Annotated in this window: 25 protein-coding genes and 1 riboswitch; of the genes, 12 read left to right on the plus strand and 13 right to left on the minus strand. The window is 64.0% G+C overall.

All coding sequences use genetic code 11. The features are described from left to right. Positions 1 to 153: 153 nt before the first annotated feature. Positions 154 to 786: a hypothetical protein gene (locus tag IVB48_RS09970; RefSeq protein ID WP_027568720.1), complete on the minus strand. Its 633-nt coding sequence runs from the start codon at positions 784 to 786 to the stop codon at positions 154 to 156. Between the two features lie 174 nt (positions 787 to 960). Continuing rightward, the gene (locus IVB48_RS09975) at positions 961 to 1,845 is read right to left on the minus strand and encodes a DUF1194 domain-containing protein (protein WP_247399745.1); all 885 of its coding nucleotides are present in this window, start codon (positions 1,843 to 1,845) and stop codon (positions 961 to 963) included. 269 nt (positions 1,846 to 2,114) lie between these two features. Next, a riboswitch (Fluoride riboswitch) is annotated at positions 2,115 to 2,192 on the plus strand. A gap of 136 nt (positions 2,193 to 2,328) precedes the next feature. On the opposite strand from IVB48_RS09975, the gene IVB48_RS09980 reads away from it, so the two are divergent. The 5 genes from IVB48_RS09980 (at position 2,329) to IVB48_RS10000 (ending at position 6,420) form a co-directional block, all read left to right on the plus strand. Then, complete coding sequence (locus IVB48_RS09980; protein ID WP_247399747.1) at positions 2,329 to 3,537, plus strand: MFS transporter; 1,209 nt, start codon at positions 2,329 to 2,331, stop codon at positions 3,535 to 3,537. A gap of 28 nt (positions 3,538 to 3,565) precedes the next feature. Further along, positions 3,566 to 3,949, plus strand: coding sequence for a fluoride efflux transporter CrcB (gene crcB, locus IVB48_RS09985; RefSeq protein ID WP_247399749.1), 384 nt, complete (start codon positions 3,566 to 3,568; stop codon positions 3,947 to 3,949). A gap of 137 nt (positions 3,950 to 4,086) precedes the next feature. After that, entirely contained in the window at positions 4,087 to 4,392 is a 306-nt protein-coding gene (gene clpS / locus IVB48_RS09990) for an ATP-dependent Clp protease adapter ClpS (protein ID WP_247399751.1), read from the plus strand. Positions 4,393 to 4,937: 545 nt separating this feature from the next. Then, on the plus strand, positions 4,938 to 5,189 hold the full coding sequence (locus IVB48_RS09995) for a hypothetical protein (RefSeq protein ID WP_027568715.1): 252 nt from the start codon (positions 4,938 to 4,940) through the stop codon (positions 5,187 to 5,189). Between the two features lie 61 nt (positions 5,190 to 5,250). Further along, positions 5,251 to 6,420: an HWE histidine kinase domain-containing protein gene (locus IVB48_RS10000; RefSeq protein WP_027568714.1), complete on the plus strand. Its 1,170-nt coding sequence runs from the start codon at positions 5,251 to 5,253 to the stop codon at positions 6,418 to 6,420. A 44-nt stretch (positions 6,421 to 6,464) separates the two neighbouring features. Here IVB48_RS10000 and IVB48_RS10005 read toward each other — a convergent pair whose 3' ends face one another. The 4 genes from IVB48_RS10005 to fabI form a co-directional block, all read right to left on the minus strand. Further along, a complete protein-coding gene (locus IVB48_RS10005; protein ID WP_027568713.1) occupies positions 6,465 to 7,655 on the minus strand; it encodes an adenylate/guanylate cyclase domain-containing protein in 1,191 nt (396 codons plus the stop codon). A gap of 80 nt (positions 7,656 to 7,735) precedes the next feature. Further along, a complete protein-coding gene (gene aroC, locus IVB48_RS10010; RefSeq protein WP_027568712.1) occupies positions 7,736 to 8,824 on the minus strand; it encodes a chorismate synthase in 1,089 nt (362 codons plus the stop codon). A gap of 88 nt (positions 8,825 to 8,912) precedes the next feature. Further along, on the minus strand, positions 8,913 to 9,512 hold the full coding sequence (locus IVB48_RS10015; protein WP_247399753.1) for a histidine phosphatase family protein: 600 nt from the start codon (positions 9,510 to 9,512) through the stop codon (positions 8,913 to 8,915). 14 nt (positions 9,513 to 9,526) lie between these two features. After that, positions 9,527 to 10,342, minus strand: a complete 816-nt coding sequence (gene fabI, locus IVB48_RS10020; protein ID WP_027568710.1) for an enoyl-ACP reductase FabI — start codon at positions 10,340 to 10,342, stop codon at positions 9,527 to 9,529. Positions 10,343 to 10,515: 173 nt separating this feature from the next. On the opposite strand from fabI, the gene IVB48_RS10025 reads away from it, so the two are divergent. Continuing rightward, complete coding sequence (locus IVB48_RS10025; protein WP_007594679.1) at positions 10,516 to 11,004, plus strand: sigma-70 family RNA polymerase sigma factor; 489 nt, start codon at positions 10,516 to 10,518, stop codon at positions 11,002 to 11,004. Positions 11,005 to 11,110: 106 nt separating this feature from the next. Then, the gene (locus IVB48_RS10030; protein WP_027568709.1) at positions 11,111 to 11,881 is read left to right on the plus strand and encodes an anti-sigma factor; all 771 of its coding nucleotides are present in this window, start codon (positions 11,111 to 11,113) and stop codon (positions 11,879 to 11,881) included. Positions 11,882 to 12,210: 329 nt separating this feature from the next. On the opposite strand, the gene IVB48_RS10035 is transcribed toward IVB48_RS10030, so the two are convergent. Both IVB48_RS10035 and IVB48_RS10040 read right to left on the minus strand, forming a co-directional pair. Further along, the gene (locus IVB48_RS10035) at positions 12,211 to 13,176 is read right to left on the minus strand and encodes a J domain-containing protein (RefSeq protein WP_247399756.1); all 966 of its coding nucleotides are present in this window, start codon (positions 13,174 to 13,176) and stop codon (positions 12,211 to 12,213) included. Between the two features lie 109 nt (positions 13,177 to 13,285). Then, positions 13,286 to 13,687, minus strand: a complete 402-nt coding sequence (locus IVB48_RS10040; RefSeq protein WP_027516547.1) for an RT0821/Lpp0805 family surface protein — start codon at positions 13,685 to 13,687, stop codon at positions 13,286 to 13,288. A 113-nt stretch (positions 13,688 to 13,800) separates the two neighbouring features. On the opposite strand from IVB48_RS10040, the gene pdxH reads away from it, so the two are divergent. Both pdxH and IVB48_RS10050 read left to right on the plus strand, forming a co-directional pair. Next, a complete protein-coding gene (gene pdxH, locus IVB48_RS10045) occupies positions 13,801 to 14,442 on the plus strand; it encodes a pyridoxamine 5'-phosphate oxidase (RefSeq protein ID WP_247399758.1) in 642 nt (213 codons plus the stop codon). Positions 14,443 to 14,514: 72 nt separating this feature from the next. Beyond that, positions 14,515 to 15,267, plus strand: a complete 753-nt coding sequence (locus tag IVB48_RS10050) for an SDR family oxidoreductase (protein ID WP_007607375.1) — start codon at positions 14,515 to 14,517, stop codon at positions 15,265 to 15,267. 526 nt (positions 15,268 to 15,793) lie between these two features. Here the strand turns inward: IVB48_RS10050 and IVB48_RS10055 are convergent. Beyond that, positions 15,794 to 16,771: a magnesium transporter CorA family protein gene (locus IVB48_RS10055; RefSeq protein WP_247290988.1), complete on the minus strand. Its 978-nt coding sequence runs from the start codon at positions 16,769 to 16,771 to the stop codon at positions 15,794 to 15,796. Positions 16,772 to 17,106: 335 nt separating this feature from the next. Between IVB48_RS10055 and IVB48_RS10060 the strand changes: the two genes are divergently transcribed. Next, positions 17,107 to 17,793, plus strand: coding sequence for a L,D-transpeptidase (locus IVB48_RS10060; RefSeq protein WP_027568704.1), 687 nt, complete (start codon positions 17,107 to 17,109; stop codon positions 17,791 to 17,793). A gap of 37 nt (positions 17,794 to 17,830) precedes the next feature. On the opposite strand, the gene IVB48_RS10065 is transcribed toward IVB48_RS10060, so the two are convergent. Further along, positions 17,831 to 18,901: an extensin family protein gene (locus IVB48_RS10065; protein ID WP_247399759.1), complete on the minus strand. Its 1,071-nt coding sequence runs from the start codon at positions 18,899 to 18,901 to the stop codon at positions 17,831 to 17,833. Positions 18,902 to 18,966: 65 nt separating this feature from the next. On the opposite strand from IVB48_RS10065, the gene IVB48_RS10070 reads away from it, so the two are divergent. Beyond that, positions 18,967 to 20,595, plus strand: a complete 1,629-nt coding sequence (locus IVB48_RS10070; protein WP_247399760.1) for a fatty-acid--CoA ligase — start codon at positions 18,967 to 18,969, stop codon at positions 20,593 to 20,595. Positions 20,596 to 20,767: 172 nt separating this feature from the next. Next, a complete protein-coding gene (locus IVB48_RS10075) occupies positions 20,768 to 21,622 on the plus strand; it encodes a DUF1499 domain-containing protein (RefSeq protein ID WP_247399761.1) in 855 nt (284 codons plus the stop codon). 7 nt (positions 21,623 to 21,629) lie between these two features. On the opposite strand, the gene IVB48_RS10080 is transcribed toward IVB48_RS10075, so the two are convergent. The 3 genes from IVB48_RS10080 to ribB all read right to left on the minus strand — a co-directional run bounded on the left by IVB48_RS10080 (position 21,630) and on the right by ribB (position 25,172). Beyond that, positions 21,630 to 22,553, minus strand: a complete 924-nt coding sequence (locus tag IVB48_RS10080) for an MBL fold metallo-hydrolase (protein WP_247356901.1) — start codon at positions 22,551 to 22,553, stop codon at positions 21,630 to 21,632. Between the two features lie 167 nt (positions 22,554 to 22,720). Continuing rightward, on the minus strand, positions 22,721 to 23,935 hold the full coding sequence (locus tag IVB48_RS10085; RefSeq protein ID WP_007594720.1) for an acyl-CoA dehydrogenase: 1,215 nt from the start codon (positions 23,933 to 23,935) through the stop codon (positions 22,721 to 22,723). A 160-nt stretch (positions 23,936 to 24,095) separates the two neighbouring features. Beyond that, on the minus strand, positions 24,096 to 25,172 hold the full coding sequence (gene ribB, locus IVB48_RS10090) for a 3,4-dihydroxy-2-butanone-4-phosphate synthase (RefSeq protein WP_027568700.1): 1,077 nt from the start codon (positions 25,170 to 25,172) through the stop codon (positions 24,096 to 24,098). Between the last annotated feature and the right edge of the window lie 125 nt (positions 25,173 to 25,297).

The raw sequence follows: 25,297 nt of genomic DNA on the forward strand, positions 1-25,297 counted from the left end.
GCACGCGTTTCCGAGGTCTTGCACGGTTCCCGCGGCGACAAGAAGGTCGAGAGCGTTCGGCCGCCGCCACCGCTCGTGCCAGGTAACTCGAAGCGTTCGATTGCGGTACCGTGGCGGCGCCGACATCAGGCCGCGGCAAACGACAGCGCGACGTTATGCCGTCCTGTCCACCGAGGACGATGTATCCGACGGCGGATATTTCGTCACGGGCACGACGAAGGACTTGTTGCGGACCTGGTAGATGATCTTGCCGTTCTGCCCGTCGTCGGTCGCAATCTGGGCCTGCCCGAACATGATGACGTTCTTGTAGACGGTGCCGGTGCCCTGACGGGTGACGCCATCGGTGGTGACGCTGACCTGCGCTTCGTTGCCGTTGACAGCGAGCACCCTGAAGCTCGCGCTCTTGCCATTGTCACTGGAATAGCCGCCCCAGCTTCCCATCAGGCGGCTGTCGGAGGCCGGCGGCGCCTGCTTCTCGAGAGTCGCGGTCTGCTTGCCCGCGCCCGCAGATGACAACAGCACCAGACTCTTGCCGTCCTTGGTGCCGACCGTGACCGTGCCGAAGGTGAGAAGCGAACCGGCGACCTCGCCAAAACCGCGCTCCGTGCGCCCGTTATGGGTGTACTCGACCTGCGCCCGGGCACCGCGGATGTTCACGACCTTGAAGCTGACGGGCTGGTTGTTGCCAGCCCAATTGCCTTTCCACTCACCGAGCAGGGAGCTCTGGTGATACACCCGCTCGAGAGCGGGAGAAATCTGGCTGGTGCTCGATGAGACGATGGCCATTGGATTGCTCGGCGGATTTGTCTGACGGGCCCGCTTGGTTTGCGCCCCGACAGGAACGTCAGAACATATCCGGAAACAATTGGAAGCAGCCGATTAGGGCCACGCAACAGTTAACGCATGGTTAAAATTCCATCGCGGGCAAATAGGGCAAAAGGTCTCGTTCGGGTGCAGCGCTCAGCGACCCCAGCGGTCCGACCAGATCTTCTCGCCGATCATGCAGTTCACACGCGGCTCCTTGTCCTTGTCCGCAACCCGCATCACGGGGCGCTCCGGCATACGGCCCGCAACCTCCATCAAGAGCTTGGTGCGGATGGCTTCCTTGAACTTGTCGCGGTCCTTGATCGTGATGACGAAGGAACCGGGACCGCCGATGACGCAATCCTCATAGTAGAAATCGAGATTGTCGATATCCATGGTCGAATAGGAGGGCTCCTTGACCATGATCGGCAGGCCGTTGATAACGATGCCCTTCTCGATCGCCGCGTCGCGCGCGATGGTGACCGGAGTGCCATTGTTGTTGGGACCGTCGCCAGAAATGTCGATCACGCGGCGCAGCCCCCGATAGGGATCCTCATCGAACAGCGGCATCGCGAAACTGATCGCGCCGGAGATCGAGGTGCGCGAGGCGCGCCGGATCGGCGTCTTCATGATTTCGGCGGCGACGGCATCGGCGGTCTCCGGTCCGTCGATCAGGCGCCAGGGAATGATGATCTTCTGGTCGGTCGAGGCGGCCCACTCGAAATAGGTCACCGCGATGCGGCCGTTCGGACCCAGCTTCAGCGCCTGCAGGAATTCCTTCGACTGGATCGCCTGCGCATAGCCTTCGCGCTGGATCGCGAGCTCGTCCATGTCCATGGAGTAGGAGACGTCGACAGCGAGGACCAGCTCGACATCGACCGTCTGCGCGTCCCTGTCGGCTGCTTGCCGCTGCGGCTGATTTTTGAGCAGCGCCAGTCTAGGCGACTCAAATTTGGGTCCTGGTGCCGCGATGCCCGCGACGTCCCCTCCGGCGAACATGCCGGTCACCAGCACAGCCCCGATCGAGAACAGCAAGCGCATCGCAGCCTCCCGTCGTATGACGTGATGGTGACATGCAATCGCCTTGCCGCAAAGTCCGAAGATCGCTCGCGCTTCACATTCCAGTTAGGCATTTGCCAGTCAGGCATTTGCGGGCGGGAATTGCGAAGCATTGCGCAAAGCTGCCGCGATGTTGCCGCGCTCGCGCCGCTGGACTGGCGCCGTCACGCGCGGTGCGCTCCCGGACCGACGGGCCACTGGACAGTGCACCCTCGCCCACTTGTCCGGCGCGATTTCCATGTTAGGCTGGCCGGACAGATGGGGATGGAGTCCCCCGACAACCGCCCGGCGGCCTGTGACCGTAGTGGGCTGATGACTCCTGCTTGAGGAGGGGCAATTTTCAGGCCTCTGCCTTCGGCGGGAGCATGGACAAACCCGCCGCTGGCGGGTTTTTTGTTGCCTGGATGCGAAGGCCGAGGAGAGGTCAAGCAGAGATCAAGCAGAGGCCGAGGAGAAGTCCTGGACGTGACGACGACAACACCGAATGCTGCACGTGCGGGCCTGCCCAGGGGGATCTGGGTGCTCGGCTTCGTCTCGATGCTGATGGACGTCTCTTCCGAGATGATCCACGCGCTGCTGCCGGTCTATCTCGTCACCGTTCTCGGCGCCTCCACGCTCACCGTCGGCTTCATCGAGGGCATTGCCGAGGCGACCGCCTCGATCACGAAAATCTTCTCCGGCGCGTTGTCCGACTGGCTCGGCCGGCGCAAATTGCTCGCCGCGCTCGGCTACGGGCTGGCCGCGCTGACAAAACCGCTGTTCCCGCTTGCCCCCAGCGTCGGATGGCTGGTTGCCGCGCGCTTCATCGACCGCGTCGGCAAGGGCATTCGCGGCGCGCCGCGCGATGCACTGATCGCCGATATCGCGCCCATCGGCCTGCGCGGCGCGAGCTTCGGCCTGCGGCAGTCGCTCGACACCATCGGTGCGTTCGTCGGGCCGCTCATCGCGATCGGCCTGATGTGGTGGACGGTGGACAATTTTACGCTGGTGTTCTGGGTGGCGGTGCTGCCGGCGTTCCTGTCGTTCGGACTGATCGTGTTCGCGGTGAGCGAGCCGGAGCCTGACCCAGGCCGGGAGCCGTCAAAGAATCCGCTCAACATGGCCGCGATGCGCCAGCTTGGATCCGTGTACTGGCGTGTCGTCGCGGTTGGCGTCGTGTTCACGCTAGCGCGTTTCAGCGAGGCCTTCCTGATTCTGCGCGCGCAGAACATCGGGCTCAATGCGATGTGGGTGCCGGCCGTGCTGGTGCTGATGAACATCGTCTATGCGTTGTCGGCCTATCCGGCCGGCGTGCTCTCGGACCGGATCAACCGCACCGGCCTGCTCGCGCTCGGCCTCGTCTTCCTCGCCGGCGCCGATCTCGCGCTCGCACTGCTGCCAAACCTTGGCGGCCTCGCCCTCGGCGTCGCGCTGTGGGGACTGCATATGGGATTGACGCAAGGCCTGCTCTCGGCCCTCGTCGCTGACGCAGCGCCACCGAGCCTGCGCGGCACCGCGTTCGGCTATTTCAACCTGTTCACCGGCCTTGCCTTGCTGGCCGCAAGCGTGATCGCCGGCGCGCTGTGGGATAGCTATGGTCCGGCCGGCACCTTCCTGGCCGGGCTCGGCTATGCGCTGATCGCGCTGATGGGACTATTTGCCGTCGGCGGCGGGCTGGTAACGGAGGATACATGATGGAAATGGCAAACGGGGGAACGAGACGTTGAACGTCCAATTCATTCTGGCGGTCGCCGCTGGTGGAGCGCTTGGCGCAGTCGTGCGCTATCTCGTTGCGATCGGTTCAGGCCGAGCGTTCGGCACCGATTTCCCTTGGGGCACCCTGATCATTAACGTGACGGGATCGTTCCTGATCGGGGTTTTCACCGCGATGTTCGCGACGAGGTGGAACCTGCCGCAGGCCGTCCGGATATTTCTGACGGTGGGGATTTGTGGCGGATACACCACATTCTCGACGTTCTCGCTGGATGCCTGGTCTCTGGTCGAGCGTGGACAGACATGGGCCTCGGCCGCCTACATGATTGGATCGGTAGTGTTGTCCGTTGCAGCCCTCATAGGCGCAATGCAACTCGTCCGCGCGCTTCCGTAAGAGCCGAGCGCAGCGGCGCATTCCTGCTCATCCGGAGCCGCATATGACAAGCGCGCCTAGCATCTTGGAGAAGGACGGCGTCCTGCAATATGATCGGTTGGCTGGAAGCTCAACTGCACCAAGGCGTTTCAGAAGCGATGGCCGACACTGTTGCCAAACCGAAAACCAGGACGAAGACCAAGGTCGAGCGACCGAAGCTGCATAAGGTCATCCTGATCAACGACGACTTTACGCCCCGCGAATTCGTCACGATGATCCTCAAAGTCGAATTCCGCATGACCGAGGATCAGGCCTACAAGGTGATGATCACCGCCCACAAGCTCGGCGCCTGCGTGGTCGCGGTTTTCACCAAGGACGTCGCCGAGACCAAGGCCACCCGCGCCACCGACGCCGGCCGCACCAAGGGCTATCCGCTGCTGTTCACGACGGAGCCGGAGGAGTAGCGGCACCGGTCCGGCTTTGGTGCTTTGGCGCCCTCTTTCGGCGCCGAATCTGCCCTGCCGAATAATGTATCTATTGGCCGTCAACAGGCGCATGGTAAGCCATCACCGGCCCGTCACGGCATCCGTCGGTGACTGAGAGAGTCTTTGCGCTCCCGCCCAATGCGGAGCGTCCTATGCAAGACACCACCAAGAGAACCATCCCGCTGAGCAATCGCCTTGCCCAATTGGCAGCCGAGGCTCGTCGTCGCGCAGAGATTGCCCCGCCCGGCGTCCAGCGGGAAGCGCTGCTCAGAGCGGCCCGATTGAGCGAAACGGCCTCGCACATTCATGACTGGATAAGCCTGCCTGGTCCCAAAACACCGAGGTAGTGGCAAGCCAACCTCTTCGGCGGCCTGTTCACGTCGAGTGACGTCCGGGCCGAGGGCGGCATCCGCCTGCAAATCACACCTCAAATATAAGTTGTATGAAATGAACTATATTTCATTTTGGTTGTTGTAACAGCGTCCCCAAACGAAACGGGGCGGTCAACAGCCAAAGCAGCCCCCATGATGAAATCTTTTATCGCGTTCGCGATGTTCGCGCTCCTCGGAGTGTCCGTAATGGTGTTGCCCGGCTTCGCTCCGCAAGTGAAAGCGCGCGAAACCGTTGCTTTGGCGAAGGCGGACCGGCTGGCGAGCCACCCGGTGACCCGGAACTGCCTGGGCCAGGTCTGGCCGGACTTCGAAGCGTCGTGTCTGCGCCGAGGTGAATCCGATGTCAGGGTTCATGAAGCTCGTTTGGTGACGGCGCGCCGCTAGACCAACAATCGCAAAGCGCCGGCCGAGCTTGTCGGACGATCCAGGAAAGTGTCGTGCACAGATGTCAACACCTCCAACCTCCTTGCCGAATGTTCTCGTCGTCGAAGACGAGATGATCCTGCGCATGCGCGCGGTCGATATCGTGGAGGATGCAGGCTTCTGCCCTGTGCAGGCCGTCAACGCCGACGAAGCCATCGCGATCCTCGAGTCGCGGTCAGACATCTCGCTTCTGTTCAGCGACATCCAGATGCCCGGGACCATGGACGGCTTGAAGCTGGCCCACGCGGTGCACGATCGCTGGCCTGCCATCAAGATCGTGCTGGTTTCCGGTCAGGTAAAGCCGTCTGAAAACGAAACGCCGGCCGACAGCCGCTTCTTTCGCAAGCCGCTCGCCGTCGACGAAATGATCTCGCAGTTGCAAACCATGATCGGAGCGGGCGCGCTAAAAATCCTTCCGACCACAACGACGGATCCTGGGGACAACCTTGAGGTTGCTCGATCGCCACAGGAATCGGTTCTGGTAGCGGAAAACGACAATCTGCGCCTGTTGCTGGAACAGGCCGACACCGACGCCAAGGTCCTGCTCGCTCAAGCCGGCATCGAAGCCCACGAACGCGAGGCTGCCGACAAGTTGCAAAAGCTCATCCTCGGAGAGCTGCATCATCGCATCAAGAATACGCTTGCGACGGTGAGCGCAATCGCAGCCCAGAGCTTCCGGACCGCAATCAGTCTGGAGCAAGGCCAAAAAGCCATGGATGGCCGCTTGCTGGCGTTAGGGCGTGCCCACGACCTGTTGATACAGGTCAGCTGGTCAAATGCGAGCCTCACTCATACCCTGAGCGGCGCCACCGATCCCTATGACAGTCAGGGGGGCCGACGATTCCATTTCAATGGGCCGGACCTCAGGATCACATCCGGTGCCGTGATAGCGCTCGCGATGACATTCAACGAGCTCTGCACCAACACGACGAAGTTCGGCGCGCTGTCCAGTTCCTCCGGCCATGTCGAGATCGTATGGACGGTCGACGAGATCGAGCAAAGGCTGCGCCTGAAGTGGAGCGAAAGCGGCGGCCCTGCGGTGGCGCCGCCGACACGACGGAGCTACGGCACCCGGATGATCGAGTCGCTCGGCCAGCAACTTAACGGACAGGTGCGGCTGGCCTACGAACCGTCCGGATTTGTCTATCAGCTGGATGTACCGCTGAAGTCGGTGATGGCGTCGAACGCCTGAATTCTGCTCACCGGGTTGGCGGCGGCGGACCTCCGAGGACGACCTCAGGCCATCGCCACCGGCCTCTCCTCCGTCAGCCCGTACACGCGCTGCGCCTTTGAAAAGCCCGCGATCGGGAATTCGCCGAGCTCGTGCCAGTCGTGGCGGCAGACATTGGCGAACATTTCCGAGGCCACGACGGTCCGCCCCAGGCGACCCGTTATCTTCTCGAGCCTGGCGGCAAGGTTCACGGCCGGGCCGATGCAGGTGAAGTCGAGGCGGTTGCCGCCACCGATATTACCGTAGAGGATATTCCCGACGTGGAGCGCCACGCCGAAACGGAAGCGCTCGATGACGTCGCCGACAGGATACGCGAGCGCCTCGACGCTGGCGCGGGATTCGCGCGCCGCCTCCAGCACCCGCGTGCAGACATGCGCGGCATCGCCGACATATTCGTCGATCGGGAACACCGCGAGCAGGCCATCGCCCATGAATTTCAGCACCTCGCCGCCATGGCCGCGGATCGCGGCGACCTGGCAGTCGAAATAATGGTTGAGGATCTCGACCACGGTCTCGGCCGGCAGCCGGTCCGACAGTGCGGTGAAGCCGCGCAGATCGGAGAGCCAGATCGCAGCCTGCATGGTGTCGTTGTGGCCGCGGCGGATCTGACCGCCAAGGATGCGCGCGCCGGCACGATTGCCGACATAGGTGTCGAGCAGCATCTCGGCGGTGCGGCGCAGGCTGATGATCTCGGTGATGCGCGCGAGCGGCTTGACGATGGCGTGAATCGCCGCGATGTGGTCATCGGTGAAGCCGCCTGGATGGCGCGTGGTCCAGCTCGTCGCGTGGACCGAGCCGTCGAGAAACGGCATTGGCATCGCGACGTAGTCGGTTACGCCTTCGGCACGCATGTCGTCGAGAAACGGAAAATACTTGCTGCCGGGATCGTCCATGCGTCCCCGCACCTCAAGTCCCTGCTCGAACACGACCCGTAGCGGACTTCTGGCGAATTCCGGCGTCTCCAGTATCTCGAAATCGACCGTGCCGATCTCGACCTCCTCGCCCTCCCGCCAGATGAAGTTGCGACCGAAAATTTCGGGATGCAGCGTGCGGATGAAGATGCCGAACCGCCATAGCGGCAGACCGGCTGCGACCATCCGTTCGCAGGCTTCCGCCGTCATCTCGGCCGGGGCCTTGGACGACCAGGCGCCGTCGATCAGCCAGCTGGTGATACGTTGGAGATCGGAGCTTTCCATGGCTGCATTTGCCGACGAAGTTGTGGGATCGTCAAGCTGCGCGGTGGGCTAGTAGCGCGGTACAAGCGCCTCGCGCAACGCTAGCGCCCGACTTGGCCGCGGTCGCGCAGGAAATGATCCGCCAGCACACAGGCCATCATGGCTTCGCCGACGGGGACGGCGCGGATGCCGACGCAGGGATCGTGGCGGCCCTTGGTCATGATCTCGGTGTCGGCACCGTTGCGATCGACGGTGAGGCGCGGCTGCAGGATCGACGAGGTCGGCTTGACCGCGAAACGCACCACCACCGGCTGCCCCGTGGAGATGCCGCCCAGCACGCCGCCGGCGTGGTTGGACAGAAAACGCGTGCCGTCATTGCCGGTGCGCATCTCGTCGGCGTTCTCTTCGCCGGTGAGTTCGGCCGCGGCAAAGCCGGCGCCGATCTCGACGCCCTTCACCGCATTGATGCTCATCATTGCGGCGGCGAGCTCGGCGTCGAGCTTGGCGTAGATCGGCGCGCCAAGGCCTGCCGGCACACCTTCGGCGACGACCTCGATCACCGCGCCGATCGAGGAGCCGCTCTTGCGGATGCCGTCGAGATAGATCTCGAAGAACGCGGCCTTGTCCTTGTCGGGACAGAAGAACGGATTTTTCGCAATCTCGTCCCAGTCCCACTTCGCGCGGTCGATCTTGTGCGGGCCCATCTGCACCAGCGCGCCGCGCACCTTCACGTCGGGCAGCACCTTTCGCGCGATCGCGCCGGCGGCGACGCGCGTGGCGGTCTCGCGCGCCGACGAGCGGCCGCCGCCGCGATAGTCGCGCAGGCCGTACTTCGCTTCATAGGTGAAGTCGGCATGACCAGGGCGAAACTTGTCCTTGATCTCGGAATAGTCCTTCGAGCGCTGGTCGGTGTTCTCGATCAGGAGCCCGATCGGCGTGCCCGTCGTCACCTGCACGCCGGTCTCCGGATGCGCCATCACGCCGGAGAGGATCTTGACCTGGTCCGGCTCCTGACGCTGGGTCGTGAAGCGCGACTGGCCGGGCCGGCGGCGATCAAGATCACCCTGGATGTCGGCTTCGACGAGCGGGATCATGGGCGGGCAGCCGTCGACCACGCAGCCAATCGCCACCCCATGGCTCTCGCCGAAGGTCGTGACGCGGAACATGTGGCCGAAGGTGTTGAAGGACATCGCTGCTCGCAGGCTCGGTTCCCGCGTGTGGTAACGCGCGGGGCGCCGGGGGTCAAACCCGCAGCCGCCACGGAGACGGCGAGCCGGCTTAACTAACCTTCTCCAGCCGCCCGTCGCGGAACACGTAGACGGCGCCCTGCTCGATGTAGAGTTCGGCGGCGCTCGCCGGCGTCTCCAGGCCGAGTGAAACCATCAGGGCACGGCAGGTCCCGCCATGGGCGACCGCGACGGTGTCGGTCCGAAGCTGGTCGTACCAGGCGCGCACGCGGACCTGGACATCGGCGTAGGTCTCCCCGCCCGCAGGGCCCACCGTCCATTTGTCGGCGAGGCGCCGGGCGTAGATGTCGGGATCGGAGGCCTCGCTCTCGGCCAGCGTCAGTCCCTCCCAGGTGCCGTAGCCGATCTCACGCAGGCGATCGTCGAGCGTATAGTCCGCAGTCGGCAGTTCGAGCTTGCTCCGCGCCAGTTCCATGGTCTCTCGCGCGCGGCCAAGCGGACTCGACACGTAGGGTAATGCAGCCTTGTCGCGGCCCTCGCGCTTGAACAGATCGGCGAGAATGCCGCCGGCCTGCACGGCCTGACCGCGACCGCGCGCGTTCAGCGGAATGTCCTTGATGCCCTGAAGCCTCCCGAGCGCGTTCCACTCGGTCTCGCCGTGGCGCAGATAATAGATAGTGGGCACGGGCATTGCTGGCTGAAAAGTTAGTCCTTCCCGCCGAACGAAATGTCCGGCGCGTCCGGGCGCTTCATGCCGAGCACGTGATAGCCGGAATCGACGTGGTGCACCTCGCCGGTGACGCCGCGCGAGAGGTCGGAGAGGAAATACAGCGCGCTGCCGCCGACGTCTTCCGTGGAGACGTTGCGCCGCAGCGGTGCGTTGGCTTCGTTCCACTTCAGGATATATCTGAAATCGCCGATGCCGGACGCCGCGAGGGTCTTGATCGGCCCCGCCGAGATCGCGTTGACGCGGATGTTCTTCTCGCCGAGATCGGCGGCGAGATAACGCACGCTTGCTTCGAGCGCCGCTTTCGCGACGCCCATGACGTTGTAATGCGGCATCCACTTCTCGGCGCCGTAATAGCTGAGCGTGATGAGCGAGCCGCCGTCGGTCATCAGCTTCTCGGCGCGCTGCGCCACGGCCGTGAACGAATAGCAGGAGATCAGCAGGGACTTCGAAAAATTCTCCTGCGTGGTGTCGACGTAGCGGCCGTCGAGTTGCTCGCCATAGGCGATCGCATGCACCAGGAAGTCGATCTTGCCCCACTTCTCCTTCAGCACCGCGAAGGCCGCATCGATGGTTGCGGCATCGGTGACGTCGCAATGGCCGAGCACGAGCCCGCCGATCTCGGCGGCGAGCGGCTCGACGCGCTTCTTCAGCGCATCGCCCTGGTAGGTGAAGGCAAGCTCGGCGCCGGCCGCGTGGCATGCCTTGGCAATGCCCCAGGCGATCGAGCGGTTGTTGGCAACGCCGAGGACCACGCCCCGCTTGCCCTGCATCAGACCTGAATTCTGCGCCATTTTGCTAACGTCCCGTCGAGCTCCCGGTGAGGTTTGGAGGTACACCAGCCCTCCGTTGCGGTACAGTCCTAATACGCGGCGTTAACGCTGTTTCAAGCGCCGGAATAGCCGTTCCGCTCGGGTGTTATGATCGTTGTGGCGCTCGTGCCGAACATCAGGACGTCAAGACCGCAATGAGTGCGTTTCGCCAGAGTGTTGAAGCCATGATCCCGGCGTTGCGCCGCTACGCCCGCGCGCTCACGCGCGAGGCGGATGCGGCCGACGATCTGGTGCAGGATACGCTGGTGCGAGCGCTGCGTTCGGAGCGCCTGTTTCTCGGGGGCGACGTCAGGAGCTGGCTTTATACGATCCTGACCAACCTCAACAAGAACCGGCGGCGCTCGCTGGCACGGCGGCCGCAATTCATGCAGCTGACGGAGAACAATCCGGATGCCAGCGGGACCGAAGCCGAAGGGCGCGATATCGAGAGGGCGCTGGCGACGCTCGTCGAGGAGCAACGCTCGGTGCTGCTCCTGGTGATGCTGGAGGGCATGAGCTACCGCGAGGTCGCCGACATCCAGGGGGTGCCGATCGGCACCGTGATGTCGCGCCTGGCACGCGCCCGCGCCCACGTCAAAGCCTCGCTGGAGGGTGAGCGCCCGGCGCTCAGGCGGGTGAAATGATGGCAGGATTGATGCATCGCGCCGGTCGTTCCTCCTGCATGGCATGGGAAGCGGCGCAGTTGAACCACGAAGAACATTTTGGGCCGCAGAGCCAGAGACGATCGATATGAACGACCGCAAGATCCCAGTGACCGAGGACGAACTGCACGCCTATGTCGACGGCGAGCTGCCGGCCGAACGCCGCGCCGACGTCGAGGCCTGGCTTGCCGCGCAGCCTGAGGATGGCGAGCGCGTGCAGTCCTGGCGCGCCATGGCCGAGATGCTGCACGCCCGCTACGATTCGGTCGCCCAGGAGCCGGTGCCGGCGCGGCTTGAGTTGGAACGGCTGGAGCGCCGCCCGCGGCACTGGCTCTATGGCGCAGCCGCGGCCGTGCTGGTGGCCTTCGTCGCCGGCGGCGCCGCCGGCTGGCTGGGGCATGGCGCCGCCAACGCGCCGTCGACCTTCCAGAGTTTTACGACGGACGCGCTCGACGCCCACCGGCTCTATGTCGTCGAGGTCCGCCATCCGGTCGAGGTCGGCGGCAACGAGCGCGACCACCTCCAGGCCTGGCTGACCAGACGCTGCGGCTGGACCGTGTTTGCACCGAACCTGGAGGCGAGTGGACTGAAGCTCGTCGGTGGCCGGCTTTTGCCGGGGCCGAACGGGCCGGCGTCGTTCCTGATGTATGAGGGCGCCTCGGGCGAGCGGTACACGATCTACACCGCCAAGACCGAGAATGGCGCGACGCAGATGCGCTACGCCAGAACGGACAAGGACGGGGCGCTGTTCTGGTCGGAGCGCGGGGTCGGTTACGTCGTCAGCGGTGGCGGCGACCGGGATCGGCTGACCAAAGTGGCGCAGGCGGTCTACGACCAGGCAGAGAAAAGCGGCACCTAGACAACCACGCAAACGCGGTGCCTCGATTCCGACATTGAAAATTTGGAATGAAGACATCGGCGCGTCTCATTATCGCACCGGATGATCACGCGAAAATGAGCAGCGTTCGATCCGCCGATCGACGCGGGCGGCCTCGATTGGGGTTTTTGGTACCGCGCTGGTCCCCCTCTCGAGGCCGCACCTTTTTATCGGCTGCCCCGCCGGACAGCCGACACGTCGAGCACGTGAGCCAAGAAGGGCTACCACGCCTCGGGCATATGATGAGCATCATCTCGACGGACGACGCTCTCAGTCTTTAGGAGAACCCCTTCACACTTTCCGGATCACGCTTAGCCAAACCCGCTACGTGGATTGTAGGGGTGCTGGTCCCGCCACTTCTCCATCAATGCTTCAAGCTCGGCGTCGTTCCCGTCCGGTAACATAATCCTGATAGTGACGAAGAGATCCCCGGTTCCGCCAGCTTTTGGCAGTCCCTTGCCCTTAAGGCGGAAGGTCCGACCGCTGGAGGTGTTTTGCGGGACGGACAGTTCCACGGCATTGCCGAGGGTGGGCACGCGGACCTTGCCGCCAAGCACCGCCTCGTAAAGCGTGACCGGCAGGTCGATCCTGAGATCGGCGCCCTCGATCTTGAAGAACGGATGCTGGGCGATGCCGATCGTGATCAGGAGATCGCCCGGCGGATGGCCCTGGGCGCTCTCGCCCTGTCCCCGCAACCGGATCTGCTGGCCCTCGGTGACGCCGGCCGGAATCTTGACGTTGAGTTCCTTGCCATTCGGCAGCCGAACGCGCTTCTCGCCGCCCTTGACCGCCTCCTCCAGCGAGACGGTCATGGCGACATTAACGTCGAGATCGAGCCCGATCCCGCCGGTGTCGAATTCGAACTGGGCACCGTCGCCGGCGCCGGGCCGCGGACGCGGCCCACCGCCGAACATGCTGTTGAGGATGTCCTCGAACGCGCCGCTGCCCGGACCAGGGCCCGCGCCGCCGCCGCGGAACGTATAGCTCTCGAACCCGCCGGGACCCGCGCGCCCGCGCGGCCCACCGCCGCCGCCCGGAAAACCCTGGAAGCGCGGCTTGCCGTCGGCGTCGATCTCGCCACGGTCAAATTGCTTGCGCTTGTCCTCGTCGCCGAGGATCTCGTTGGCCGTATTGAGCTCAGCGAAGCGCTCGGCCGCCTTCGGGTCGTTCTTGTTGCTGTCGGGATGGTGCTTCTTGGCAAGCTTGCGATAGGCGCTCTTGATCGCGGCAGCGTTGGCGCTCCGCGGCACCCCCAAGACCTCATAGGGGTCGCGCATCCGTCACGTCTCCTTCAAGAAATCGAATTGTTCAAAGGGCTCCCCGCCCCACTTGAGCCTCATGTGGGGGGCGAGTGGTATTTCTGCAACTAGCCTGGTGAAGCGATTCCTAGCTCCGCCACGGCTTTAGCGTATGAATCTCCCAACTGCCACGGCTGCTTTGGCAGCCCGCACCCTGGAGCCAACTTTCGGTGCTGCCATTGACGTAGCTCGCCAGGAAGTCGCGGCACTTGCGGCCGTCTTCAGCGGCATAGGATTGCGCGATCGGCGTGACCGAACCGCGCGCCCCGGTTTCCGGATTCTCCCAATGCTGGCTGGAATCCTTGTCGTTCTTGCTGAGGACGTCGGAGGCAGCGTTGCGGGCGAAGGCGAGATCGGTGTCGGTCGGCGCCTTGGCCGGCATTGCGATCGAGCCGGTGAGGTCGCTGTCGTCGGCCTTGGCGTAGGCACTCTTGTCATTGCGGGAAAAGCTGCAACCGCCGGTGCCGAGCCCGATCAGAATGATCGTCATGACGAAGCCGGACGGCCGGATCGCCGATAGGCCAACGCGTCTCCATACCCTATATAGGGCGGTAGCAGACAACGACGCGTTTTGGACCGCAGGACGCAACTCGGACCCCAGACATGACCGACACGACCTCGATGAAACACCAGACACCCTTAACATCCGGTGATTTCACCGCCGCCGACGAGCCCTTTGCGCTGTTCGAGGCCTGGCTGAACGAAGCCATCAAGAGCGAGCCGAACGATCCGAACGCCATGGCGCTCGCCACCGTCGATGCCGACGGCCTGCCGGACGTGCGAATGGTGCTGATGAAGGGCTTCGATACCGATGGTTTCGTCTTCTACAGCCACATCGCCAGCCAGAAGGGCCGCGAACTCGCCGCAAATCCTAAGGCGGCGTTACTTTTTCACTGGAAGTCGCTGCGCCGTCAGGTCCGCATCCGCGGCAACGTGACGCCGGTGACCGAGGCCGAGGCCGACGCCTATTTCGCCACCCGCCCGAAGCAGGCGCAGATCGGCGCCTGGGCGAGCAAGCAGTCGCAGGAGCTCGAGAGCCGCTTCGCCTTCGAGCAGGCGATCGCCAAGGTCGCCGCCAAGCACATCATCGGCGAGGTGCCGCGTCCGCCGGGCTGGAGCGGCTGGCGTATCACGCCGTCTCGTATCGAGTTCTGGCACGACCGCCCATTCCGCCTGCACGACCGCATCGAATTTCGCCGTGACGCGGCCGGCCAGAAATGGTCCAAGACGCGGATGTATCCCTAGTGTTTTGTTCGAGCATGATCCTTTCGGAAAGCCCCTCCGGGTCCGGATCATGCTCCAACCTGAAAGACCTTCATGCCGCAGCCTTCCAATGCGCCGCGCCGCACGCTGCTCCTGACCGGGGCTAGCCGCGGCATCGGCCATGCCACCGTGATCCGTTTCTCCTCGGCCGGCTGGCGCGTGATCACCTGCTCGCGACATCCGTTCCCGGAGGATTGTCCGTGGGACGCAGGCCCTGAGGACCATATCCAGGTCGATCTTGCCACGCCCGCCGATACCACCCGCGCGATCTCCGACATCCGCGACCGGCTCGAAGGCGGCATGCTGCATGCGCTGGTCAACAACGCCGCGATCTCACCGAAGGGCGCCGGCGGCTCCAGGCTCGGCTCGATCGACACCGACCTCGACACCTGGACGCACGTGTTCAACGTCAACTTCTTCGCCCCGATCATGATGGCGCGCGGACTGATCGAGGAACTGAAGACGGCCAAGGGCTCTGTCGTGAACGTCACCTCGATCGCGGGCTCGCGCGTGCATCCTTTCGCGGGCGCGGCCTACGCCACCTCGAAGGCCGCGCTCGCATCCCTGACGCGCGAGATGGCCTCCGATTTCGGCCGCGTCGGCGTGCGCGTCAACGCGATCGCACCCGGCGAGATCGACACCTCGATCCTGTCGCCGGGCACCGAGAAGATCGTCGACCAGCAGATCCCGATGCACCGGCTCGGCACGCCCGACGAGGTCGCCAAGATCATCTACGTGCTGTGCACGGACACCAGTTCTTACGTCAACGGCGCCGAGATCCACATCAACGGCGGCCAGCACGTGTAGGCTACCTCGTCATTGCGATCGCAAGCGCTCCTCGCAATGAGATGTTGGAAACAACGCCGGGGAAGCAAGGCGATCCAGACAACGCCGCCGCAAGACCTGGATCGCCCTTAGCTTCCGTTGCTCAATCGAGTCGAATCCGACGTGACCTCTCGCGTGGCTGCGGAGCGGCCGTGCTGATTGCAGTCGAGCAATCGTCGTCGTTCTCGCCGTCGAGCAGCGGAGCACCACAGTGCCGGCACATGCGCGCCGACATCGACGACGCCTTGCCGCTCGCCAGGACCTGACGATAGTTCGCCAGATTGATGACGTTGCGGGGCGACGTTATTTGTTTTTCAACCATGGCTGTTCCTCGCGGCTAACACTCTGCTTATCGCAGACAAGTTTCGCGCAAACGTTCAGCCCACCGCTCAAATTTTACCGGAGGAATTGGGGCGGCGAGCATACATCGCCGTGCGGCCGCAATCCCGCTCTATTCTGCGACACCAGACACGGTGTCTCTGCGTCCGGCGTAAGGTCTCGGTAGCTATTACAGCCACTTCTTCCACTTGAAGATCCAGTAGGGAACGATCGCCGCGATCAGCATCAAGACCAGCGCGAACGGATAGCCGTGCGCCCATTCGAGTTCCGGCATCGACTTGAAGTTCATGCCGTAGATCGAGGCGATCAGCGTCGGCGGCATCAGGACGACCGCCATGACCGAAAACAGCTTGATGATGTTGTTCTGCTCGAGATTGACGACGCCGAGCATGGCGTCGAGCACGAAGGTGATCTTGCTGGAGAGGTAGGAGGCGTGGTCGGTCAGCGAGACGACGTCGCGCTGCATGGTCTTGAGCTGCTCACGCATGTCCTTCGACCATTTCACGCCCTCCACCACCGCCGAGAGGAAGGCGACGACGCGGCCGATCGAGACCAGGCTCTCGCGAACCTTGGAGGTCAGATCGCCCTTGCGGCCGATCGAGATCAGGATTTGCGAATATTGCTTGGCGTGACCGTGGCGCTCGCTCTCCGGCTCAAAGATGTCATGCGAGACCTGATCGATCTCGGCGCCGCAGCGCTCCAGGATGTCGGCGCAGCGGTCGATCACGGCATCGAGCAGTTCCATCAGCACCATCTCGCCGGTGATGGCCGGCGTGCAGGAACGCGCCAGCTTGGCCTCGACCAGCGCAAAGGGCTTGGGCTGGTCATAGCGCACCGTTACCAGGCGGTGGTCGCCGAGAATGAAGGTCACCGCCGTGGTCCGGGGCATATCGGTGTCGGAGTGGCACATCAGCGTCGCGGTCATGTAGCGCGCGCCGTTCTCCATATAGAGGCGGCTGGAGATCTCGATCTCCTGCATGTCTTCCCGGGTCGGGATCGCAATCCCCGAGAGCCTCTCGACGGCTTTGTCCTCGGCGGCGGTCGGGTTGACGAGGTCGATCCAGACCGCATGCTCCGGGACTGCCGCGAGATCCTCGACGATGGCCTTCTTGAGGGAGGACTCGGAGGGAACAAATACAGAAAACATGCACAACTCCAGCAGGGCCTGCGACAGACTGACAGCCCTTAGCGCGATTCTGACAAGCTGATGATGACAAGCACATTAACGGAGCGTTTGCATTTGTGGCGACGCCGTGGCCCAACTGTGGCACGGAATCGACACTTACGACCGTTTTGCCTAGAAACCGACTCTGGCCCGCAAAACTTGCGGCAGAAAAGCCACAGGTAAGGTCTTGCAGCGCGGGAGAAGCTTCGAAAGGCTGGAATTGTGGCAGATTTCAACGATAATGGAGCCAACGGAATCGTGGAATTGGGCTTGCTCAAGCCCTGCGAAAGCTTGTTGTTGTTGATTGGAACCAAATCATGTCGTCGCTGAAAGTTACGCTTGGTATTTTGGCCGCTGGCCTGATGCTGTCGGGCTGCATGCAGGCCACACATTACGAGGCGACAGACACCAAGGCGTTCAAGCCGAAAGACAAGGAACTCCTCGCCAAGGTCAGGTATGAGAAAACTGCGGTCGCAGAGCCGTTCCGCCGCGCTATCGTCGATTACCACCGCAAGGAATCGCCGGGCTCGATCGTGGTCGATTCCGACAACCATTACCTCTACTACGTCATGGATGGCGGCAAGGCGATCCGCTACGGCATCACCGTCGGTGAAGAAGCCATGGCCTGGTCGGGCATCGCCAAGGTAGGCAGCAAGACCGAGTGGCCGGCCTGGCACCCCACCCCCGGCGAAATTTCGCGCCTGGGCGTGCCCACCTTCGTCGCCCCCGGTCCGGACAATCCGATGGGCTCCCGCGCGATGTATCTCTACTCCGGCGGCAAGGACACATTGTTCCGCATTCACGGCACCAACCAGCCGGAATATATCGGCGCCTCGATCTCGTCGGGCTGCATCCGCCTGACCAACGAGGACGCGATCGACCTCTATGATCGCGTCAAGGTCGGCACCCTCGTTGTGGTGCTCGAGCCCAAGCACGGCGACTCGCCCTACAATTCGCGTCTCGCACTCGGCGGCAGCCAAACCGGCCAGGCTGGCAGCTACTGATCAGGTACCTGATCTCAGACATTCAAAAGCGCCGGTTTCACCGGCGCTTTTTTGTTGCCGGCTTGTGCGGCTGGGTTTTATTGCCATCGGCCGCGGGCTTGTCCCCAGGCGCAGGAGATTTCTCCGCCGCCTCGTCATCAACTCCCTGCTTGGCTTCGGGTTTGGCCGCGACCTCACGCGGCGGCGCCTCCTCGGGCCGTTCCGCCGGCAGGAGCGGGGCAACCTGCGGCAGAGGATCCCAGACGTTCCACTGACATATCCGATAGTCGTTGCGCCGCTGCGCGAGGTCGAGATGGATATGGTCCTCGTGGTACCAATCCGAGCCGGGGCCGAGCACGGTCGAAAAGCGCGAGCAGACCGAATGCAGCACGCGCTCGCGCACCTCGCGCGGCATGGTGCGGTCGGTCAGGCCGATCGACTGCCCGTTGGCGAGCTTGATGGCGCGGACATCGATCGCATTGGCCTTGCCGTGCTCGGACAGCATGGCGCCAACAACGCGGTTGCGGCCGCGGCATTCGAAGCTGTCGAAATTGTCGAGATCGCTGATGGTCGAGCCGAGGCTCGCGGCCAGCGGCACCACGTCCTTGCGCACCCAATCGGCGATTGCGGACGCCATGGTGCAGCGGAGGATCGCCGCCGGCTTGACCGCCACCTTGCGCTTGTCCGGCAGCACGATGGCTTCGAGCCGCACCAGATCCTCACCGCCGCAGGCGCCCGGCCCGCGGATATCCGGAATCGAGGGCGCGATCGCGATCTCCTCGGTCAGCGCGAGGCGACAGGCGGAGGCCTGCTTCTCGGGCGGCGGCGCCGCCTCGGCGGGCTTGGGGGCGCCAGGTTTGTCCGCGGAAGGCTTGTCGTCGGTCTCTGAGGCCTTGGGGGCCTCCTCGGGGCGAGGCCTCGGGAGCGGGATCTTGCCAGAGACATTGGCGGAATGAACCGTCGCGCGCGGCCGTGGTGCAGCAATACCAAAGATGTCCAGCGGGGACCCATATTTGCGCGCCTCCGCCCGATCCGCGAGTCCGAGCACGACGGTAACCATTGCCGCGCCGAGGGACATATAGCCGCGACAAGACCATTTGCGGCGAAAGGCGGGCAGGCTAAGACTCATGACAATTCTTTGGCCCAACGCTGAGAGCGACAATCCGCCCAGCGGCTTCTCGGAGGAACGACGGAATGCTTGGTTTGATGCAAGACTGGCCCCTGCTCTGCCACCGGATCATCGAACACGCCGCCAAGATTCATGGCAAGCAGGAGGTCGTGACGCGATCGGTCGAGGGACCGATCCATCGCACCACCTATGCCGATATCCACAAGCGGGCGCTCAAGGTCTCGCAGATGCTGGAGCGCGACGGCATCAAGCTCGGTGACCGTGTCGCAACGATCGCCTGGAACACCTGGCGCCATCTCGAGGTCTGGTACGGCATCATGGGGATCGGCGCCATCTGCCATACCGTCAATCCCCGCCTTTTCCCCGAGCAGATTGCCTGGATCATCAACCATGCGCAGGACCGCATCGTGATGACCGACATCACGTTCATTCCGGTCCTGGAGAAGATCGCCGACAAGCTGACAAGCGTGGAACGCTACGTCGTGCTCACCGACAAGGCGCACATGCCGCAGACGACGCTGAAGAACGTGGTCGCCTACGAGGACTGGATTGCGGAGGCCGACGGCAAGTTTAAATGGAAGGACTTTGACGAGAACACGGCGGCCGCGATGTGCTACACATCGGGCACCACCGGCGACCCCAAGGGCGTGCTGTATTCGCATCGCTCCAACGTGCTGCACGCGCTGATGGCCAACAATGTCGACGCGCTCGGTACCAGCGCCTCCGAGACCATGCTCCCCGTGGTGCCGCTCTTCCACGCCAACAGCTGGGGCATCGCCTTCTCCGCGCCCTCCCAGGGCACCAAGCTCGTGATGCCCGGCGCCAAGCTCGACGGCGCCTCGGTCTATGAGCTGCTCTCGACCGAGAGGGTGACGCATACCGCCGGCGTACCCACGGTGTGGCTGATGCTGCTCCAGCACATGAACGCCAACAATCTGAAGCTGCCGGACCTGAAGATGGTGATCTGCGGCGGCTCGGCGATGCCGCGCTCGATGATCAAGGCCTTCCTCGACATGGGCTCGAACGTCCGCCACGCCTGGGGCATGACCGAGATGAGCCCGATCGGCAGCGTCGCGGCGCTGAAGCCGCCGTTCCAGAACGCGACCGGCGAGGCCCGGCTCGACGTGCTCCAGATGCAGGGCTACGCGCCGTTCGCCGTCGAGATGAAGATCACCGACGATGCCGGCAAGGAATTGCCGTGGGACGGCACGACCTTCGGCCGCCTCAAGGTCGCCGGCCCGGCCGTCGCCAAGGCCTATTACCGGGTCGACACTGATATTCTCGACGAGGACGGCTTCTTCGACACCGGAGACGTCGCGACCATCGACGAAGCCGGCTACATGCGGATCACCGATCGCTCCAAGGACGTGATCAAGTCCGGGGGCGAGTGGATCTCCTCGATCGAGCTGGAAAACCTCGCCGTCGGCCATCCAGCCGTGGCGGAAGCCGCCGTGATCGGCGTGTTCCATCCCAAATGGGACGAGCGTCCGCTGCTGATCGTGCAGCTCAAGCAGGGCCAGCAGGCCAGCCGCGAGGACATCCTGAAGTTCATGGACGGCAAGATCGCCAAATGGTGGATGCCCGACGACGTTGCCTTCGTCGAAGGCATACCCCACACGGCGACGGGCAAGATCCTGAAGACCGCGCTGCGCGACCAGTTCAAAGAATACCGCTTCCCGAACGCGGCGGCGTAGGCGGCCAAACCAAACACCGTCATTCCGGGCGATGCCAACGTCATCGAACCCGGAATGACAGGCCGTAACATCCCGGGAACCCTTGAATTTGCCTCGGGGCCGTGGTCTCAACGGCCCATCGTCGTGCCCGATCGGCCGGCATCGCCCTCAAGACCCCGGCAGAGCTCACCCGATGGCCCGCAGGTTTTCCGCTCCCTATCAGTCGGAGCCCGTGTCCAGTCTCGCGAGCTGGGCGCGCAATCTGGCCGTGTTCGCGGTGGTGGCGGTGGTGGTCTCGATCATCATCGTCCGGTTCGGCTTCCTGGAGATGAAGCCGGCACTCGCGACCTTCTTCGGCGGGCTCGGGATTGCGGCGCTCTCGATCCTGTTCGGGCTCGCCGGCTTTGCCGCGATCTGGCAGAACGGCTCGCGCGGCATGGCGCGCATCCTGCTTGCCTTCCTGATCGACGGCGCGATCCTCGCCTATCCCGCTTATCTCGGCCTGCAATACCGCAAGCAGCCGGCGATCCACGACATCACCACCGACCCGATCGACCCGCCGCGCTTCGACGCGCTGGCCCGCCTGCGCACCGGCGATGGTGCCAATACCGCTGTGTATGCCGGCCTCTATTCGGCCGAGCAGCAGCGTCAGTTCTATCCCGATATCGAGCCGATCGAGCTCGAGATTTCAGTCGACCGCGCCTATGCGATCGCGCTTCAGCTGGTCAACAAGCGCAAATGGCTTGTCATCGACGAGCGCGCGCCGCAGCCGCCGCGCCGCATCGGCCGCATCGAGGCGGTGGCGCGCTCGCCGATCATGGGGTTCCGCGAGGACATCGCGATCCGCGTCGTGCCCGACGGCGAGGATTCCCGCGTCGATATCCGCTCCGCCTCGCGCTATTTCGAGAGCGACCTCGGCAGCAACGCCGCGCGCGTGAAGAAATTCATCGACGATCTCAACACCGCCGCCGATGCCGACGCACTCAAGCCGGTGAAGAAGACGCCGGTGGCGCCGCCGAAGGCGCCGGCGAAAACTGTGAAGAAGTGACGGAACGCTAGGCGTTCGCCATCCGATAGGTCCCGCCGATCACGGGATCGCCATCCGTCGCCACCACGCCGCGGGCGACCAGATCCTCCAGATGCGCCAGCACGGAGTAGCCTGCCGCGGTGGTGAGCCTCGGGTCGATGCCGATATAGATTGCCCGGACCATGGTCGGGATGTCGGTCTCGCCCTTGGCGAGGCGGTGCAGGATGGAGGCTTCGCGCGCCTTGCGGTGACGGATCAGGAAGCGCACGAAGCGCGGACCGTCCGGAATTTCGGGGCCGTGGCCGGAGAAATACACATCCTCCTCGCGCGCGGCGAGACGATCCAGCGATTCCATGTAGTCGATCATCGAGCCGTCGGGCGGCGCCACGATCGAGGTCGACCACCCCATCACGTGATCGCCGACGAAGTTGAATTTCCGCTCGGGCCAGGCAAACGCAAGGTGATTGGCGGTATGGCCAGGTGTCGCCACGGCCTCGAGCCGCCAGCCGTCGCCTTCGACCACGTCGCCATGGGCGATCCTGATATCGGGCGCGAAGTCGCGATCGGCGCCGGATTCCGGGTTGTGCTTCTCGCTCTCGAAACGCGGGCGCGAGGCGCGGTGCGGGCCTTCGGCGTAAACAGCCGCGCCGGTCGCCCGCTTGATCCGCGCCGTGTTCGGCGAATGGTCGCGGTGGGTGTGGGTGACGAAGATATGGCTCACCGTCTCGCCGCTGACAGCATCGAGCAGCGCCGCCGCATGCGCCTCGTCATCCGGACCGGGATCGATGATCGCGACATTGCCTCGGCCCACGATGTAGCTGACCGTGCCGGTGAAAGTGAACGGGCTCGGATTGTTACAGAGCACGCGCCGCACACCGGGGCGGACCTCCTCGACGATGCCGGGCTTCAGCGGAAAGTCGCGGTTGAACGGGACGTCGTCGTTGTCGGACATGGGACTTCCTGTGCACTGCAGCCCCAACCCTCGCCGTCATACCCCGCGAAGGCGGGGTATCCAGTACGCCGTGGCGCCCGTGGCGAAGGCGAGGTCTCTGGGATACTGGATCGTCCGCTTTCGCGGACGATGACAGCTGAGCAAAACGACGGCCACGGAATACGTACCTAGAAAAACGCCTGAATGCCCGTGATCGCGCGGCCCAGGATCAGGGCGTGGACGTCGTGGGTGCCCTCGTATGTGTTGACGGTCTCGAGGTTATGGACGTGGCGCATCACGTGATACTCGATCGAGATGCCGTTGCCGCCGTGCATGTCGCGCGCGACGCGGGCGATGTCGAGCGCCTTGCCGCAATTGTTGCGCTTCATGATCGAGATCATCTCGGGCGCGAACTTGCCCTCGTCCATCAGGCGGCCGACGCGGAGCGAGCCCTGAAGGCCCAGCGCGATCTCGGTCTGCATGTCCGCGAGCTTCTTCTGCACGAGCTGGGTCGCAGCGAGCGGCTTGCCGAACTGCTTGCGGTCGAGCGTGTACTGGCGGGCACGGTGCATGCAGTCCTCGGCCGCGCCGAGCACGCCCCAGGAAATACCGTAGCGGGCGCGGTTGAGGCAGCCGAACGGGCCCTTCAGGCCGGAGACGTTGGGCAGCAGCGCGTCTTCCGGAACCACGACGCCGTCCATCACGACCTCGCCGGTGATGGAGGCGCGAAGCGACAGCTTGCCGCCGATTTTCGGTGCCGACAGGCCCTTCATGCCCTTCTCCAGCACGAAGCCGCGGATCTGGTTGTCGTGCGCGGCCGACTTGGCCCAGACCACGAACACGTCGGCGATCGGCGCGTTCGAGATCCACATCTTGCTGCCGGTCAGGCGATAGCCGTCCGAAACCTTCTCCGCGCGGGTTTTCATGCCGGCCGGATCGGAGCCGGCGTCAGGCTCGGTCAGCCCGAAGCAGCCGACCCACTCGCCACTGGCGAGCTTCGGCAGGTACTTCTTGCGCTGGTTCTCGTCGCCATAGGCGTAGATCGGATACATCACCAGCGAGGACTGCACCGAGTTCATCGAGCGGTAGCCGGAATCGACCCGTTCGATCTCGCGTGCGACGAGACCATAGGCGACATAGCCGGCGTTGGCGCAGCCATATTCCTCCGGCAACGTGATGCCGATCAGGCCGAGTTCGCCCATCTCATTGAAGATCTCGCGATCCGTCTTCTCTTCTAGGTAGGCCTTGGCGACGCGCGGCAGCAGCTTGTCCTGGGCGTAGGCGCGCGCGGTGTCGCGCACCATGCGCTCGTCTTCGGTGAGCTGCTCGTCGAGCAGGAACGGATCGTCCCACTGGAAAGAAGCCGAAGCCGGCTTGTCCTTGGCCTGAGGGCGCGCGGTCATGAAACGTCCTTTCGTCTGGTTCCGTCAAAATTTGCCCGACAACGTAAAGCGCCGCGGCAACAAGTGCAATTGCGTTGCAGATGATCGGGTCTGCGTGAATCCCGGGGACCTGCGAGGCGCGCCTCGGGGGATGCGCTTCGCGCACCCCGGGATGACAGCGCTAGCTTTCGAGCAGCTCGTTGGCGACGATCTCGATGCCGAAGCCCGAAAGACCCTTGTAGTCGTGCACGGAGGAGGTGAGATGCCGGATCGAGGTGACGCCGAGATCGCGCAGGATTTGTGCACCGACGCCGACTTCACGCCACTGCCGGTTGCGGTCAGCCTCGGTCGCGCTCTCATCGGGCAGCGGCGCCACGGGGACACCGGCGGCACCGTCGCGCAGATAGACCAGAACGCCACGGCCCGATGTCTTGAAGTGCTCGAGCACCGCCGCCATGCGCTTGTGGCCGGTGAAGATGTCCTTGACGATGTTCGGCTTGTGGAAGCGTGTCAGGACGTTCTTGCCGTCGCCGACGCCGTTATAGACGAAGGCGACGTGGGCGATGGAATCGAACGGCGAGCGGTAGGCATAGCCCTGAAGCGGCCCGATCGGGCTTTCGGTGACGAAGGTCGAGACCCGCTCGATCAGCTTCTCGCGCACCTGGCGGTAGGCGATCATGTCGGCGATGGTGACGTGCTTGAGCTTGTGCTGGGCGGCGAAGCGGGCGACCTGCTCGCCCTTCATTACGCTGCCGTCGTCATTCATCAACTCGCTGATGACGCCGACCGGCGGCAGGCCGGAGAGCTTGCACAGATCGACCGCGGCCTCGGTATGACCGGAGCGCAGCAGCACGCCGCCGTCCTTGGCGATCAGCGGGAAGATGTGGCCGGGACGGGCGAAATCGTTGGCACCAGCGTTGGGATTGGACAGCGCGCGGCAGCACGAGGCGCGCTCCTCGGCCGAGATGCCGGTGCCGCCGTCGGGCTTGTAGTCGATCGAGACCGTGAATGCGGTGGTGTGCGCGGAATCGTTGTGGGCCACCATCGGATCGAGCCGCAGGCGGCGCGCATCTTCGGTGGTGATCGGCGCGCAAACGATGCCGGAGGTGTGGCGGATGATGAATGCCATCTTCTCCGCGGTGCAGAACGAGGCGGCGACGATCAGATCGCCCTCGCCCTCGCGGTCATCGTCGTCGGTGACGACCACGAGCTCACCCCGGGCAAAGGCCTGCAAGACTTCCTGGACGTTATCCGGCATTTCCCAATCTCTATCGGTTATGGCCCGGAGGCTTAGCCGGACTTGGGCCGGGGCGCTAGTGTCCCCGGCGCAACCACATATGCCGGACCGCAGCCCTGCCCGACGGGCGGCTTGCACCGGGCAGA

Source organism: Bradyrhizobium sp. 76 (assembly GCF_023073025.1).
Lineage (GTDB): Bacteria > Pseudomonadota > Alphaproteobacteria > Rhizobiales > Xanthobacteraceae > Bradyrhizobium.